At 74.0% G+C, this 13,751-nt stretch carries 15 protein-coding genes; 5 read left to right on the forward strand and 10 right to left on the reverse strand.

Annotated features, from left to right (window positions below):
* Nucleotides 1-137: 137 nt before the first annotated feature.
* From ACZ45T_RS21370 to ACZ45T_RS21390, 5 genes are all read right to left on the reverse strand, one after another.
* Entirely contained in the window at nt 138-836 is a 699-nt protein-coding gene (locus ACZ45T_RS21370) for a DUF4191 domain-containing protein (protein WP_468443536.1), read from the reverse strand.
* Nucleotides 837-846: 10 nt separating this feature from the next.
* A complete protein-coding gene (locus tag ACZ45T_RS21375) occupies nt 847-1,044 on the reverse strand; it encodes an SCO2195 family GlnR-regulated protein (RefSeq protein ID WP_468443538.1) in 198 nt (65 codons plus the stop codon).
* A gap of 223 nt (nt 1,045-1,267) precedes the next feature.
* A complete protein-coding gene (gene lipA / locus ACZ45T_RS21380) occupies nt 1,268-2,218 on the reverse strand; it encodes a lipoyl synthase (protein ID WP_468443540.1) in 951 nt (316 codons plus the stop codon).
* A gap of 153 nt (nt 2,219-2,371) precedes the next feature.
* On the reverse strand, nt 2,372-3,172 hold the full coding sequence (gene lipB / locus ACZ45T_RS21385; RefSeq protein ID WP_468443542.1) for a lipoyl(octanoyl) transferase LipB: 801 nt from the start codon (nt 3,170-3,172) through the stop codon (nt 2,372-2,374).
* Nucleotides 3,173-3,317: 145 nt separating this feature from the next.
* A complete protein-coding gene (locus ACZ45T_RS21390) occupies nt 3,318-3,578 on the reverse strand; it encodes a hypothetical protein (protein WP_468443544.1) in 261 nt (86 codons plus the stop codon).
* A gap of 173 nt (nt 3,579-3,751) precedes the next feature.
* On the opposite strand from ACZ45T_RS21390, the gene ACZ45T_RS21395 reads away from it, so the two are divergent.
* Nucleotides 3,752-5,191: a regulator gene (locus ACZ45T_RS21395; protein ID WP_468443546.1), complete on the forward strand. Its 1,440-nt coding sequence runs from the start codon at nt 3,752-3,754 to the stop codon at nt 5,189-5,191.
* A 49-nt stretch (nt 5,192-5,240) separates the two neighbouring features.
* On the opposite strand, the gene ACZ45T_RS21400 is transcribed toward ACZ45T_RS21395, so the two are convergent.
* From ACZ45T_RS21400 to ACZ45T_RS21410, 3 genes are all read right to left on the reverse strand, one after another.
* A complete protein-coding gene (locus ACZ45T_RS21400; protein ID WP_468443548.1) occupies nt 5,241-6,512 on the reverse strand; it encodes an FAD-dependent oxidoreductase in 1,272 nt (423 codons plus the stop codon).
* Nucleotides 6,513-6,688: 176 nt separating this feature from the next.
* Nucleotides 6,689-7,576 (reverse strand): TIGR01777 family oxidoreductase, encoded by an 888-nt coding sequence (locus tag ACZ45T_RS21405; RefSeq protein WP_468443550.1) that lies wholly within the window; start codon nt 7,574-7,576, stop codon nt 6,689-6,691.
* A gap of 195 nt (nt 7,577-7,771) precedes the next feature.
* A complete protein-coding gene (locus ACZ45T_RS21410) occupies nt 7,772-8,512 on the reverse strand; it encodes a VIT1/CCC1 transporter family protein (protein ID WP_468443552.1) in 741 nt (246 codons plus the stop codon).
* Nucleotides 8,513-8,601: 89 nt separating this feature from the next.
* On the opposite strand from ACZ45T_RS21410, the gene ACZ45T_RS21415 reads away from it, so the two are divergent.
* Nucleotides 8,602-9,690 (forward strand): PP2C family protein-serine/threonine phosphatase, encoded by a 1,089-nt coding sequence (locus tag ACZ45T_RS21415; protein WP_468443554.1) that lies wholly within the window; start codon nt 8,602-8,604, stop codon nt 9,688-9,690.
* A gap of 124 nt (nt 9,691-9,814) precedes the next feature.
* Here the strand turns inward: ACZ45T_RS21415 and ACZ45T_RS21420 are convergent, their stop codons facing one another.
* Nucleotides 9,815-10,066 carry a hypothetical protein gene (locus tag ACZ45T_RS21420; RefSeq protein ID WP_468443556.1) on the reverse strand — a complete coding sequence of 84 codons (252 nt, stop codon included), beginning with the start codon at nt 10,064-10,066 and terminating at the stop codon, nt 9,815-9,817.
* 117 nt (nt 10,067-10,183) lie between these two features.
* On the opposite strand from ACZ45T_RS21420, the gene ACZ45T_RS21425 reads away from it, so the two are divergent.
* Entirely contained in the window at nt 10,184-10,555 is a 372-nt protein-coding gene (locus ACZ45T_RS21425; RefSeq protein WP_468443558.1) for an ArsC/Spx/MgsR family protein, read from the forward strand.
* Here the strand turns inward: ACZ45T_RS21425 and ACZ45T_RS21430 are convergent.
* Complete coding sequence (locus tag ACZ45T_RS21430) at nt 10,552-11,436, reverse strand: alpha/beta fold hydrolase (protein WP_468443560.1); 885 nt, start codon at nt 11,434-11,436, stop codon at nt 10,552-10,554. The two genes, ACZ45T_RS21425 and ACZ45T_RS21430, sit on opposite strands and share 4 nt — an antisense overlap.
* Before the next feature lie 62 nt (nt 11,437-11,498).
* Between ACZ45T_RS21430 and ACZ45T_RS21435 the strand changes: the two genes are divergently transcribed.
* On the forward strand, nt 11,499-11,990 hold the full coding sequence (locus ACZ45T_RS21435) for a MarR family transcriptional regulator (protein ID WP_468443562.1): 492 nt from the start codon (nt 11,499-11,501) through the stop codon (nt 11,988-11,990).
* Nucleotides 11,987-13,468 carry a MocR-like pyridoxine biosynthesis transcription factor PdxR gene (gene pdxR, locus ACZ45T_RS21440; protein ID WP_468443564.1) on the forward strand — a complete coding sequence of 494 codons (1,482 nt, stop codon included), beginning with the start codon at nt 11,987-11,989 and terminating at the stop codon, nt 13,466-13,468. The genes ACZ45T_RS21435 and pdxR overlap by 4 nt, the downstream gene beginning before the upstream one ends.
* Nucleotides 13,469-13,751 lie beyond the last annotated feature (283 nt).

Here is a 13,751-nt window from a genome sequence, read left to right on the forward strand (position 1 = left end):
CCTCCCCCTCCCCCCCCCCCCCCCCCCCCCCCCCCCCCCCCCCACCACCCCCCCCCACCCCCCCCCCCCCCCCCCCCCCCCCCCCCCCCCCCCCCTTCCCCCGCCCCTGTGTCGTATACGAAAATCAGGTGTGCGGGTCAGCGCATCTTTCCGCCGCGCGGCATCTTCATGCCCTTGGGCATCGGGCCCTTCGGCAGCGGCATGTTGCTCATGAGGTCACCCATGGCACGCAGCTTGTCGTTGACCTGGGTGATCTGCGGGCCGGCCAGCACGCGCGGCAGCTTGAGCAGGGTGGTGCGCACCTTCTTGAGCGGCACCTCGCCCTCGCCCGTACCCACGATGAAGTCGTGAACCGGCACGTCCGGCATGATCCGGGCCAGCTTCTTCTTCTCGTTCGCGAGCAGCGGCTTCACGCGGTTGGGGTTGCCCTCGGCGATCAGCACGACACCGGCCTTGCCGACGGCCCGGTGGACGATGTCCTGGTTGCGGGTCATCGCGACGGCCGGGGTGGTCGTCCAGCCCCGCCCCACGTTGTCCAGTACGGCCGCGGCCGCGCCCGGCTGTCCCTCCATCTGCCCGAAGGCAGCCCGCTCGGCCCGTCGTCCGAAGACGATCGCCATCGCGAGGAACGCCACCAGGAATCCCAGGATGCCCAGGTAGACCGGGTGGTCGATCAGGAAGCCGATCGCAAGAAAGACACCGAAGGTGACGATTCCCACGCCCGCGACGATCAGACCGACCTTCGGGTCGGCCTTGCGCGTCATCTTGTACGTCAGGGCGATCTGCTTCAGTCGCCCGGGGTTCGCAGCAGTCTCTGCGTTTGACTTCCTCGCCATAGAGCGAAGTTTACGTGGCCTGCGGGGTTCGGGTAGCCGCGGCCTCAAGTACGTGTTCGGTTTCGACCCGGTCCTTGGCCCTGCGGCGGTCCTCGAGGACGGCCGCCCAGGCGTTGCGGCGGGCGCCGCTCATCAGCAGGGACTCGAAGCCCCGGAAGGCTTCGGAGAGGGACGGGATGGCGATGGCGCGTACGGGCGCGGCCTGCATGATGTCGATCCCTTCCCTTTCACGGGGCCGTGTGGGCGGTGCGTGTGGTGCGTGCTCTGCGTGCGGTGTGTGGATCCAGCGTCACTCAGTGGTGTTACCAGCGCATGACCGGACGGTCAAACGTGATGAAAGATTGACGCGGCCCGCCGGGCTCTCCCTCACGGAAGAGCCTAGGGGCCGCGTCGATGCGGTGTTACCCACTAGTAAGGTTCTGTGCGCGACTTCACACGGTCGCGGCGCGCTTCTCCATCGCCTGGGTGTACAGGCGACCCGCGCGGTACGAGGACCGGACCAGCGGACCGGACATCACACCGGAGAAGCCGATCTCCTCGGCCTCCTTCGCCAGCTCCACGAACTCGGCCGGCTTCACCCAGCGCTCGACGGGGTGGTGCCGCGGCGAGGGCCGCAGGTACTGGGTGATGGTGATGAGCTCGCAGCCGGCCTCGTGCAGGTCCTTCAGGGCCTGCGAGACCTCTTCGCGCTCCTCGCCCATGCCGAGGATCAGGTTCGACTTGGTGACCAGGCCGTAGGCGCGCGCCTTGGTGATCACCTCGAGCGAGCGCTCGTAGCGGAAGCCGGGGCGGATCCGCTTGAAGATGCGCGGCACCGTCTCGACGTTGTGCGCGAAGACCTCGGGGCGGGAGGCGAAGACCTCCTCCAGCAGCTCCGGGACCGCGTTGAAGTCGGGGGCCAGCAGCTCGACCTTGGTGTGGCCGCTCTCGCGGCCGGCCGTCTGCTGGTGGATCTGGCGCACGGTCTCCGCGTACAGCCAGGCGCCGCCGTCGGCCAGGTCGTCGCGCGCGACGCCCGTGATGGTGGCGTAGTTCAGGTCCATCGTGACCACGGACTCGCCGACACGACGCGGCTCGTCACGGTCCAGCGCCTCGGGCTTGCCCGTGTCGATCTGGCAGAAGTCACAGCGCCGGGTGCACTGGTCGCCACCGATGAGGAAGGTGGCCTCGCGGTCCTCCCAGCATTCGTAGATGTTGGGACAACCGGCTTCCTGGCACACCGTGTGCAGTCCTTCGCCCTTCACCAGGGCCTGCATCTTGGTGTACTCGGGACCCATCTTCGCCCGGGTCTTGATCCACTCGGGCTTGCGCTCGATGGGGGTCTGGGCGTTACGGACCTCCAGGCGCAGCATCTTGCGTCCGTCGGGTGCGACTGCGGACACGACCGGCTCCCTGTGACTTCGATTGTTCGGGCGCCCACCAGGGTACGCCCGTAATTTCGTACGCTCTTACGTCGGCCAACCTGCGAGGGGGCGACCGCATTCCCGGACCGTCCCCGGGCCCTGCCCTGGCCGTGCCCAGGCCGTCCCCGGCCGCTAGGCGCCCGCGACCTGCTCTGTTTCGCGGGGCCGCAGCTCCGCCTGCTCCAGTACGTCCTTCAGGTGCCGTTCGACGACCGGCAGTACCTCGGCGATGGTGATCTCGCGGCCCAGTTCGTACGAGAGCGAGGTCACACCGGCGTCCCGGATGCCGCAGGGCACGATCCGGTCGAACCAGGTGTTGTCGGGGTTCACGTTGATCGCGAAGCCGTGCATCGTGACGCCCTTGGCCACCCGGATGCCGATGGCGGCGAGCTTGCGGTCCTCGCGGCGCTGGCCGGCGTTGGACGGGGCGTACTCGGGGCCGTTCAGCCGGGCGTCGAACTCCTCGTCCTGCAGCCGCGGGTCCAGGTCGAGGGAGAGCCCGCCGATCATGGGGCGGTCCTCGACGGGGTCGCCGAGCACCCAGACGCCGCTGCGGCCCTCGACCCGGGTGGTCTCCAGGCCGAACTCGGCGGCGGTGCGGATCAGCGCCTCCTCCAGGCGGCGGACGTGGGCGACCACGTCCACCGGGCGGGGCAGCTTCATGATCGGGTAGCCGACGAGCTGGCCCGGGCCGTGCCAGGTGATCTTGCCGCCGCGGTCCACGTCGACCACGGGGGTGCCGTCGAGCGGGCGCTCGCTGGGGTCGGTGCGCCGGCCGGCGGTGTAGACCGGGAGGTGCTCCAGCAGCAGGCAGGTGTCCTCGATCTCGTCCGCGAAGCGGGCCGCGTGCACCCTGCGCTGTTCCTCCCAGGCCTGGGTGTACTCGACGGATTCCGGCCCGAAGCCCAGATGGACAAACCCAAGCTCAGCCACCGCAGCGCCTCCTCATTGAACCTGCTGTGTGCACGTATCCCACTGAGCAAGGGTACGGCGACCCGCGCGGGCCCCGTCAGGGCCCCTTCGAGGCGTCTTCGAGGCCCCCGTCAGGGCCCCGGTGCGGGCTACACCGCTACACCCCCTAGGGCCCCGGCAGCTGCCTCGGCCGGCGTCGTCCCTTCGGCGGCCGGTCCGGGTCCTCGTCCGCGCGCGGCAGCCTCCGGTGCCCCTCCGAGTGGTCGTTCACCCAGCCGCACACCCCGCACGCGTACCGCCCGTCGAGCCCCGCGATGTAGGTGCCGCAGCGCCGGCACTCCGCCTCGGTCAGCTCGGGCGGGGGCAGCGCAGCGGTGGATTCGGTTCGCTCCTCGGGGAGGTGCGCCCTGTGGGGCCGAGGCGTCATGGCCCGCAGCGTACGCGCGCGGAGGGGGCCGGTCCGTAAAGAGCCCTACGCATTCTGCACACGATCGGATGAATGTGGGGCAGAGAGGGCGGCATGAGCGGAGTTCGCCGCTACATTCACGCCGTTCACAGGGCCGGGACTCCGGTCCGTCACGTCAGGAAACCGTGGAGCCGATGACGGAACGACCTGCCCAGCGCGTCCCCAACCGGCAGCTCGCGGCGCTGATCGCGGAAGCCGGGTTCTCCAACGCCGGGCTCGCCCGCCGCGTCGACCAGCTCGGCCTGGAGCACGGTCTCGATCTGCGGTACGACAAGACCTCCGTGACCCGGTGGCTGCGCGGGCAGCAGCCGCGCGGGACCACCCCCGCGCTGATCGCCGAGGTCTTCACCCGGCGCCTCGGGCGGCGCCTCTCCGCGCAGGATCTGGGCCTGGACGCCTGTGCGCCCGTGTACGCGGGGCTGGAGTTCGCGGCCACCCCGGAGGAGGCCGTGGACATCGCGAGCGGCCTGTGGCGCAAGGACTCCGGCTCCCACGCCGAGCTGCGGAAGATCGCCTTCACGCCGGCCGGACTGGTCGTGCCCAGCCGGGACTGGCTGATCGGGCGGGCCGACGAGCGCGTCGGGCGCGGCGCCGATCCGGCCGCCGTCCGGGTCCCCGTGCAGGGCCGGGCCTCCGTGCCCCGCCAGCGCCAGATCGACCGGGGTCCCGGCCAGCGGGTGACCAGCGGGGACATCGCCGCGCTGCGCTCGGTGAGCGAGCTGTTCCGGACCCTGGACCACACCTACGGCGGCGGACACGCCCGGCAGGCACTGGTGCGGTACCTGGAGCACGAGGCCGAGCCGATGCTCCGCGGGACCTACGGGGAGACCACCGGCCGGCGGCTGTTCTCGGCCGCGGCCGACCTGACCCGGCTCGCGGGCTGGACCTCGTACGACATCGCCGCGCACGGCCTGGCGCAGCGGTACTTCGTGCAGGCCCTGCGGCTCGCTCAGGCCGCCGGGGACCGGCCCTACGGCTCGTACGTCCTGGTCACCATGAGCCGGCAGGCCGTCTACCTCGGCCACGGCCGGGAGGCGGTGCAGCTGGCCCGGGTCGCCCAGCAGGGCGTCGGCTCCGGCCCGCCGCCGGTCGTGCAGGCGCTGCTGCACGCGGCGGAGGCGCGGGGGCACGCGGTCCTCGGCGAGGTCCGGGCGTCGACGGCCTCGCTGGTGCGGGCCGAGCGGGCGCTGGGCGCGGCCCGGCCCGGGGACGACGTACCGCACTGGGCCCGGGCATACGACGAGGCGCAGCTGGCGGACGAGTTCGGGCACTGCCACCGGGACCTCCAGCAGTACCGGGCCTCGGCGCAGCACGCGGAGCGGTCCTTGCAGTTGCGGGCCCCGGTGTACGCCCGGTCCCGGCTGTTCTGCCGGGTGGTGCTGGCCACGGCCCGGCTGGGGCTGGGCGAGCTGGACCAGGCGTGCGCGCTGGGCGCGGAGGCGGCGCAGCAGGCGATGGAGATGCGGTCGGTGCGCGCGGTGGAGTACGTACGGGACTTCGAGCGGCGGCTGGAGCCGTACCGGGACGCCTCGGCGGTACGGAGCTACCGGGACCGGGTGGCCGCCCTGTCGTGAACGAGGGGCCCGGTTCCTCGCGGGACCGGGCCCCTGGACTGGGTGGTTCTCAGGCCGCCACCGGAATTGCGCACTCCGCGGTGGCCGGGAGCGGGATGCCGAAGTCGCGCAGGACGGCGCCGGTGGCGCGGCGGGCCGAGTGCAGGGCCCCCTGGACGGTGTTGGTGTCGCGGTGGTCGCCGCACACGTACAGCCCGGCCAGCACCCGTACCGGGCGCCGCAGGTCGTAGGGCGGGGGCATGGCGGGGACGGCCTCCGGGGTGTGGTGGACGGCCAGCAGCTCCCAGTCCCGGGTGGTGGTGTCGTAGAGCCGGGCGAGGCGCGAGGCGACCGTACGGGTGGGTGGCGGCGGGCCGAGCACCGTGGTGGTGACCAGGCTCCGGCCGGCCGGGGCTCGCGTCGGGTCGACCGCGCTCATCACGGCGGTGTGGGAGACGGGCCAGTTCGGGTCGCCGTCCAGGAGCAGCGAGCCGTCCCTGGGCAGGGGGGTGGCGGTGGCGTGGTGCAGGACGGTGACCTCGTGGAAGGCGGGTACGCGCAGGCCGGGCAGGAGCTCGGCGGCGGCGCGGGCGCCGGTGGCCAGCAGGACGGAGCGACAGCTGAAGTCGCCGTGCTCCTCGGTGGTGACGAGGTTGATGGCCACCGACCGGACCCGCACCCCGGTCCGTACCGTCCCCGGCGGCAAGGCGGCGGCGAGCAGGTCGGGCAGGGCCGCCGCACCGCCCTCGGGCACGGCGAGCCGGCCGCGGACGAAGGTGCGCAGGGCGAGGTCGGCGACCCGGCTGGAGGTGGTGAGCTCCGGGTCGCGGAGCAGGGTGGCGAGCAGGGGCCGGAGCACCCCGCCCAGGGTGCGCGCCGGCAGCCCGCGGGAGCGCAGCGCGGCGTGCGCGGCGCGTTCGGGCCGGGCGAGCAGCTTGTCCTCGGGCACGGCGGCGAGCCGGCCGAGGGCGGCGCTGAGCCGGGCCTGGTCGAGGGAGCCGCTGGCCAGGGCGCGGGCGGGGGTGAGGGCCCCGGCCCGGAGCTGTTTGCCGTCGGTGTGGACCAGGACCCCGCGCGCGAAGGGGCGCAGGGTCAGGGCCTGGAGGGCGGGGGTGCGTGCGAGTTCCGTGTACGAGGTGTTGAGCAACTGGCCGATCCGGTCCAGCCGGAATCCGTCGGCCGATTCGGTGGCCATCCGCCCGCCGGGGTCGCCCGCGGCCTCCAGGACGGTGACCGTGACCCCGGCTGCGATCAGGTGGTGCGCGGCCGCGAGTCCTGAGACTCCGGCTCCTACGATGACGACGTCCGCATGGTGTGCGGCATGGTGTGTGCTGCTGAGCACGTGCCCCTCCCCGAGGTCGGCGCGGCTGTGTGGGGATCCTCCTTCCCCCAACCGGCTCCAGGGGAACCCGAGTTCGGCCGGGTATTACGGTCAACTCCGGTCGCACGACGGTCGCATCCGGGTCACAAACGGTCGCACGCCGGTCGCACGCGGTTCGGGCCGAGCACGCGGTCGTATCAGAGCGCGGCGCGAATGGCCTGCTCGATGCCGGGGTCACGGAAGGCGAAGCCGGACTCCAGCAGCCGGGTGGGGCGGGCCCGTTGACTGCCGAGCACGTCCGAGGAGAACTCCCCGAGCACGATGCGCAGGGCCACGGCCGGTACGGGCAGCACCGCGGGCCGGTGCAGCACCCGGGCCATGGCGGCGGTGACCTGGCGGTTGGTCAGCGGCTCGGGGGCGGTGAGGTTGACCGGGCCGTCGATGCCGGGGGTGTCGATGAGGTGGCGCAGGGCCGCGATCTCGTCCCGGAGGGAGATGTACGACCAGAACTGGCGGCCGTTGCCGAGCCGGCCGCCGAGGCCTGCGCGGAAGAGGGGGAACATCCGCCCCCAGGCCCCGCCCTCCCGGGCGACGACCAGGCCGCTACGGGCGAACGCGGTCCGGATCCCGGCCTCCCGGGCGGGGGCGGCGGCCGCCTCCCACTCCACGCAGACCGAGGGCAGGAACCCGTGCCCGGCGGGGGTGGTCTCGTCGACGATCCGGTCGCCGGTGTCCCCGTAGTAGCCGATGGCGGACCCCACGACGAACACCCGCGGCGGCTCGTCGAGCGCGGCCGTCGCCCGGGCCAGCGCGGCGGTGCCGAGCACCCGGCTGTCGCGGATCTCCTTCTTGTACGCCGCCGTCCACCGGTGCTCACCGACCCCGGCCCCGGCCAGCCCCACGACGGCCCCGCACCCGGCCAGCCCCTCGGGGTCCACGTACCCGCGCACCGGATCCCACCGCGCCTCGTCCGCCGCGGCGGGCTCCCGCCGCACGAACCGGACCACCTCGTGCCCGTCGTCCCGCAGGGACCGCACGAGTGCGCTGCCGATGAGCCCGGTGGAACCGGTGACTGCGATTCGCATGCCCCCATCCTGCCGGTGGCCGGGCCGGCCCGGACCTGGGGCTCCGCCCCAGACCCCGCGCCTCAAACGCCGGCGGGGCTATATTTCAGCCCCGCCGGCGTTTGAGGCGCGGGGCGGAGCCCCGGTCTTTTCAGCCCCGCCGGCGATTGAGGCGCGGGGTGCGGGGCAGCGCCCCGGGGCCGGGCGGGGTCCGGTTCAGGCGGCCCCGAGCCAGGTGCCCACCCCGTACGTGACGGCCATCGCCACCGCACCCCCGCCCACATTCCGCAGCACCGCGCGAACCACAGGCGCCCCGCCCAGCCGTGCGCTGAGCACCCCGCACAGCGTCAGCGCAGCCAGCACCGCCACCACCGTCACCGGCACCCTCTCCGAAGGCCCCGGCAGGATGATCGCCAGCAGCGGCAGCACCGCCCCCACTGTGAAGGCGATGAGACTGGCGAAGGCCGCGTGCCACGGATTGGCCAGCTCGTCGGGATTGATCCCGAGCTCCACCCGGGCGTGCGCCCGCAGCGCGTCCCGCTCCGTCAACTGCTCGGCCGCCTCCCGGGCCACCCCCCGGCTCAGCCCCCGCGCGACGAGCAGGTCGGTGAGTTCGTCGAGCTCCGCCTCCGGCTCCTCGGCCAGTTCCCGGCGTTCCAGGTCGAGCGCGGCCCGCTCGGAGTCCCGCTGCGAGCTGACGGAGACGTACTCCCCCGCCGCCATCGACAGCGAGCCCGCCAGCAGCCCCGCGACACCCGCCGCCAGGATCGCCGAGCGCGAGGTGGTGGCCCCGGCCACGCCGACCACCAGGCCCGCGGTGGAGATGATCCCGTCGTTCGCGCCCAGCACCCCCGCGCGCAGCCAGTTGAGCCGCGTGCTGATCTCCGCGCTCTGCGAGCCGCCGCCCGCGCCGTGCGCCTCGATGTGCGCCCGCGTCGGGGAATCGTCTTCCGTCACGCCACCACTGTCGTGGCACGCGCCCGGCAGAGCCACCCGGCGGGCCGGTCCGGGGTGCGCGGGTCCGCCCCCCGTACCAGGGTGGAGGTGTGAGACGCGGACGCGGGGAGCCCGGCTGGCTGCGCGGGGAGCCACCGCCGCGCTGGGCGCGGATCGCGCCCGCGGTGGCCCTCGTGGTGCTGGTCCTCGCGCAGTCGCTCACCCCGGGCGATGTGGAGCTGGGGTTCTTCCTGGCGGGACTGCCGCCGGTGGCGGCCTTCGCGTACGGGGCGGGCGGGACCGCGGTCTTCGCCGGTCTCGTCCTCCTCCTGCTGGGGGTGCCCGACCTCGGCATCGCGCGCGCCCGGGGTACGGACCTGGCCACGGTGGCCGCCGTCGGGGTGCTGAGCGTGGTGATCGCCTGGGTGCGCAGGCGCCGGGACGCGCAGCTGGTCAGCGTCCGCACCGTTGCGGAAGCGGCCCAGCTGGCGGTGCTCCCGCCTGTGCCGGAACGGGTGGGCGGCGTGCGCTGCTCGGGCCTCTACCGGGCGGCGCAGCGCGGCACCCTGGTCGGCGGCGACCTGTACGACGTACGGGCCGGGCCGTACGGGGTGCGGGCGCTGGTCGGGGACGTGCAGGGCCACGGCCTGGCGGCGGTCGCCACCGTGGCCGCGCTGCTGGGGGCCTTCCGCGAGGCGGTGCTCGACGACGCCGGGCTGGCGGCGGTCGCGGCCCGGCTGGACCGTCGGCTGCTGGCGGACTCGGCAGCCGCCCCCGTCGAGCATCCGGAGCTGTTCGCGACGGCGGTGCTGCTGGAGTTCCCGCCCGGGCTGGACCTCGTACGAATCGTGTCGTGCGGGCATCCTCCGGCCCTGCGGCTGCGCGGGTCCGTCGTGTCGGAGGTGGCCGTGGAGCCCGGCCCGCCGCTGGGGCTGGGGCTCTCGGGGCCCGCCCCGGCGGTGACGGAGCTCCCCTTGCTGCCCGGGGACCGGCTGCTGCTGCACACCGACGGGGTGACGGAGGCCCGGGACGCGGCGGGGCGCTTCTACCCGCTGGCCGCCCGGGTGCCCGTACTGGCCCGGGACCCGGCGGGTCTGGTCCATGCGGTGTGGCGGGACCTGGCGGCCTTCACGGACGGCGGTCCGCGCGACGACGTGGCCCTGTTGCTGCTCTCACTGGACGGACCGCCACCGCCGTGACGACCGGGCGCCCCGACCACTCCCGGTCGGTCGGGGCCCCGGCACACGATGACGAGCCGTTACGCCTGCTCCACGCGCCTCATGCCGCTCATGACACTCACGGCTCTCATGACGCTCATGACGCTCATGAGTCCTTGATGAACGCGCGCACCATCTTGCAGGTGACATTGGACGGCCGGTGGATCCCCGTCCGGACGGCCATCGTCCGGATCTTCCGGTTGGTGGCGCGCCGAGCGTCATACGTCCCCGAGTCGAGCAGGGATATCGCCAGCCGCATGGCCTTCAGGCGGCGGTTGTGGCTCTCGTACCACTCGCGGGGCAGGCCCGCCGGCAGCGGCTTCTTCTTGACGTGCTGGATGGTGGTGGCAGTGGCCATCTACAGCCTCCCAAACGGTAGTTGGCGTCCTGTCGTTCTCCCTCGATTTTACCGGGGACCACTGACAAAAGCCCTGGCCGGACAGGCCCCGGACAGGCCCTGGATAGGCTTGGCGCCATGGAGATCTGGATCAATCCCGCCTGTTCCAAGTGCCGTGGCGCACTGACCCTGCTCGACGCGGAGGGCGCCGACTACACCGTGCGCCGCTACCTGGAGGACGTGCCCTCCGAGGACGAGATCCGCGAGGTGCTCGGCCGGCTCGGGCTGGAGCCGTGGGACATCACGCGTACGTCGGACCCGCTCGCCAAGGAGACCGGGGTACGGGACCTGCCGCGCGAGGAGACCGAGGAGGCCCGGGCCCTCTGGATCGCCCACCTGTCCGCGCACCCGAAGCTGATCCAGCGCCCGATCATCACCGCCGAGGACGGCACGGCCGTGGTCGCCCGCTCCGAGGAGGCCGTGCGCGAGGCCCTGTCGCGCAAGGCCTAAGCAGGGGCGAGGAGGCGGGCGATCTCCGCGGCCGCGGTCAGCGGCAGCGCGTGGTGCGAGACGCCGGGCAGTACGTCGACACGCGCACCCGGCAGCGCCTCGCGCGCGGCCCGGGCCGCGCGGTCCGCGTCGTGGCAGCGGGCACGCCCGGCGAACAGGATCTCGACCCGCGCTCCCGGCAGCTCCGCGAGCCGGGCCAGGTCCGGGCGCGGCCCGGTGACCGGCCGGACGGCGGGGAAACCGGCGCTCGCGTCCTGGAGCCGAAGCCAGGCCGGATCGAGCGCCGCCCCGCCGGTCTCCCAGGCGAGGAAAGAGCGGATCCGCCGCGGGGTGGGCCGCGCGAGCATGGGCAGGGCGCGCAGCACATAGCCGGGGCGCAGCCCGGCGAAGACCTGGGTCGGGTCGAGCAGCACGAGGCGGCCGAGCCGGGCGGGACGCGCGGCGGCGTAGTGGGCGGCGATCCAGGCCCCGTACGAGTGCCCGCCGAGGGCGACCGGCCCGTGCGGGCCGAGCGGGCCGAGCGGGCCATGCGGGCCGAGCGGGCCGAGCCCGTCGAGGACCGCGTCGAGCCAGCCGACGAGGTCCCCGGTGGTCCGTATCGCCCGCCCCGGCTCCGGCGCACTGAGCCCGGGGTCGCCCACCAGGTCCACGGCGTGCACCCGGTGGCTGCGGGCGAGCCCGGCGGCCGCGCATGCGCCCCACACGGTGGAGGTGGCCCCGCCGCCGGGCAGCAGCACGAGCGGCGGGGCCCCGGCCGGGCCACGGCTGTTGACGCGGGTGACCCCGTACGGGGTGGGCAGGTCGACGGCTTCGACGGGTGGCCCGGGCCACTGGCCGAGCGCCTCGTCGTAGGCGGCACGGAAGGAAGACGCAGAGAACATGAACCGCTCCAGTGTCTCGCCAGGCGATAATCTCGCTCAGCGAGATACTAGGCGGGAGCAACATGGACGAAAACCGGCAACCCGACGACCAGCAACCCGAGAACCCGGAACCCGAGAACCTGGAACTGGTGCACCTCCTACGGGCGGTGAGCGTCGAGTTCGGCCTGCGCCAGGCGGAGTTCGCCGCACGCAACGGCATGCACCCCACCGACGTACGGGCCCTGATCTGCCTGCTGGACGCGGCCCGCGCCGGCGAACCGGCCACGGCGGGCCTGCTCGGCGCCCGGCTCGGGCAGGGCTCGGCGGGCACCACCGCCGTGATCGACCGGCTGGAACGGCTCGGCCACGTGGCCCGGATCCGCGACGACCGCGACCGGCGCCGGATCCTGCTGCGCGTGGAGCCGGAGGCGATCCGCCTGGGCCGGGAGTTCTTCGGTCCGCTGATCGACGGGGTGCTGCGGGTGCTGGACTCCTTCGACCCCGCCGAACGGGACACCGTCCGCCGCTTCCTGACGGCCACCCACACCGTCTTCACGCCGGAGCCGGGCGCATGAAGGCCCCCGACTCCCACTCGAACTCGACCTCCCCCTCCGACACCGACACCGGCGTCGGCGTCGGCGTCGGCGTCGGCGTCGGCGTCGGCGTCGGCGTCGGCGTCGGCGCTGACCTGCACCTGGACCTTCCCCCCGAAGGCGCCCGGCGGACCGCCCTCGCCCAGGCCCTGCGCAGCGCCGTGCGCAGCGGGCGACTGGCCGGCGGGACGCGCCTGCCGCCGTACCGGACGCTCGCCGCCGACCTCGGGCTGGCCCGCAACGCCGTCGCCGACGCGTATGCCGAGCTGGTCGCGGAGGGCTGGTTCACCGCCCGCCAGGGTTCCGGCACCCGGGTCGCCGAGGGCGTCGCCGCCGCCGGCCCGCCGGCCGCGACGACCGCGCCCGCGCCCACGGGCCCCCGCCACGACCTGCTCCAGGGCAAGCCCGACCCCGCCTCCTTCCCGCGGGGCCCGTGGGCCGCCAGCGCCCGACGGGCCCTGGCCGAGGCGCCCACCGAGGCCTTCGGGCCGGGCGATCCGCGGGGCCGCCCCGAGCTGCGGCGGGCCCTGGCCGGCTATCTCTCCCGGGCGCGGGGCGTACGTACCGGCCCGGAGAACATCGTGATCTGCTCCGGCTTCGCCAACGGCCTGCGCCTGCTGGCCTCGGTCCGCCCCCTGGACTGGGCCGTCGAGGCGTACGGACTCCCCTTCCACCACGGCATCCTCGACGCGGCCGGGGTCCGCCCGCACCCCGTCCCGGTGGACGAGGACGGCGCCCGGCTGGGGGAGGGACTCCCCTCCCGGACCCGCACGTTGCTCCTCACACCGGCGCACCAGTTCCCCACCGGCGCCCGCCTGCTGCCCGCGCGGCGCGCCGCGGCCGTGGAGTGGGCCCGTGGCACCGGCGGCGTGATCGTGGAGGACGACTACGACGGGGAGTTCCGCTACGACCGCAAACCGGTCGGCGCCCTCCAGGGACTGGCCCCCGAGCACGTGGTGTACGCGGGCTCGCTCAGCAAGAGCCTCTCCCCCGCGCTGCGCCTCGGCTGGCTGGTCCTCCCGGACCACCTGATCGACCGGGTCCTGGCGGCGAAGGGCCTGCGGGAATCCTGGGCGAGCACGCTGGACCAGCTGGCACTGGCGGACTTCATCGAATGCGGCGCGTACGACCGCCACGTCCGCCGGATGCGCCTGCGCTACCGCGACCGCCGCGACCGACTGGTCTCCGTACTGTCGACCCGCGCCCCGCACATCCGCGTGACGGGCATCTCGGCGGGCCTGCACGCGGTCCTGGAACTCCCCCCGGGCCATGAAGCCCCCACCCTCGCATCGGCCCAAGCGGCAGGCCTCGCCCTGGACGGCCTCTCCTCCTACCACCACCCGGCCTCCCCCACCCCACCCCGCGAAGGCCTGATCATCGGCTACGCGTCCCCACCGAACGCGGCATTCACCCGCGCCTTGGAGGCACTGGCGGGGGTGGTGGGGGCGGGGGCGGCGTAAGGGGAGGGGGCGGGACGGGCTTCGGGCTGCGGGGTGCGGGGTGTTGGCGGGGCGGAATAGGAACGTGCAGGGGCGGCTTCGGGGTGGGCGGGAGCCCCTCGACCAGCATCAGAGAAGGTTTGGGGATTTCCCGTCAGTCTCATCGTCTCTCCGTGTCGGGCCGGTCCCTCAAGGGCGCTCCCTACGGTCGCGTCGCTACGCGATGGCCTTCGGCCACCCTTGACCGACCGTCCCGCCACGGACATACGAAGACCGACGGGAAACCCCCAAAGGAACGGGCCGG

It is taken from the genome of Streptomyces sp. NPDC030995 (assembly GCF_055571215.1).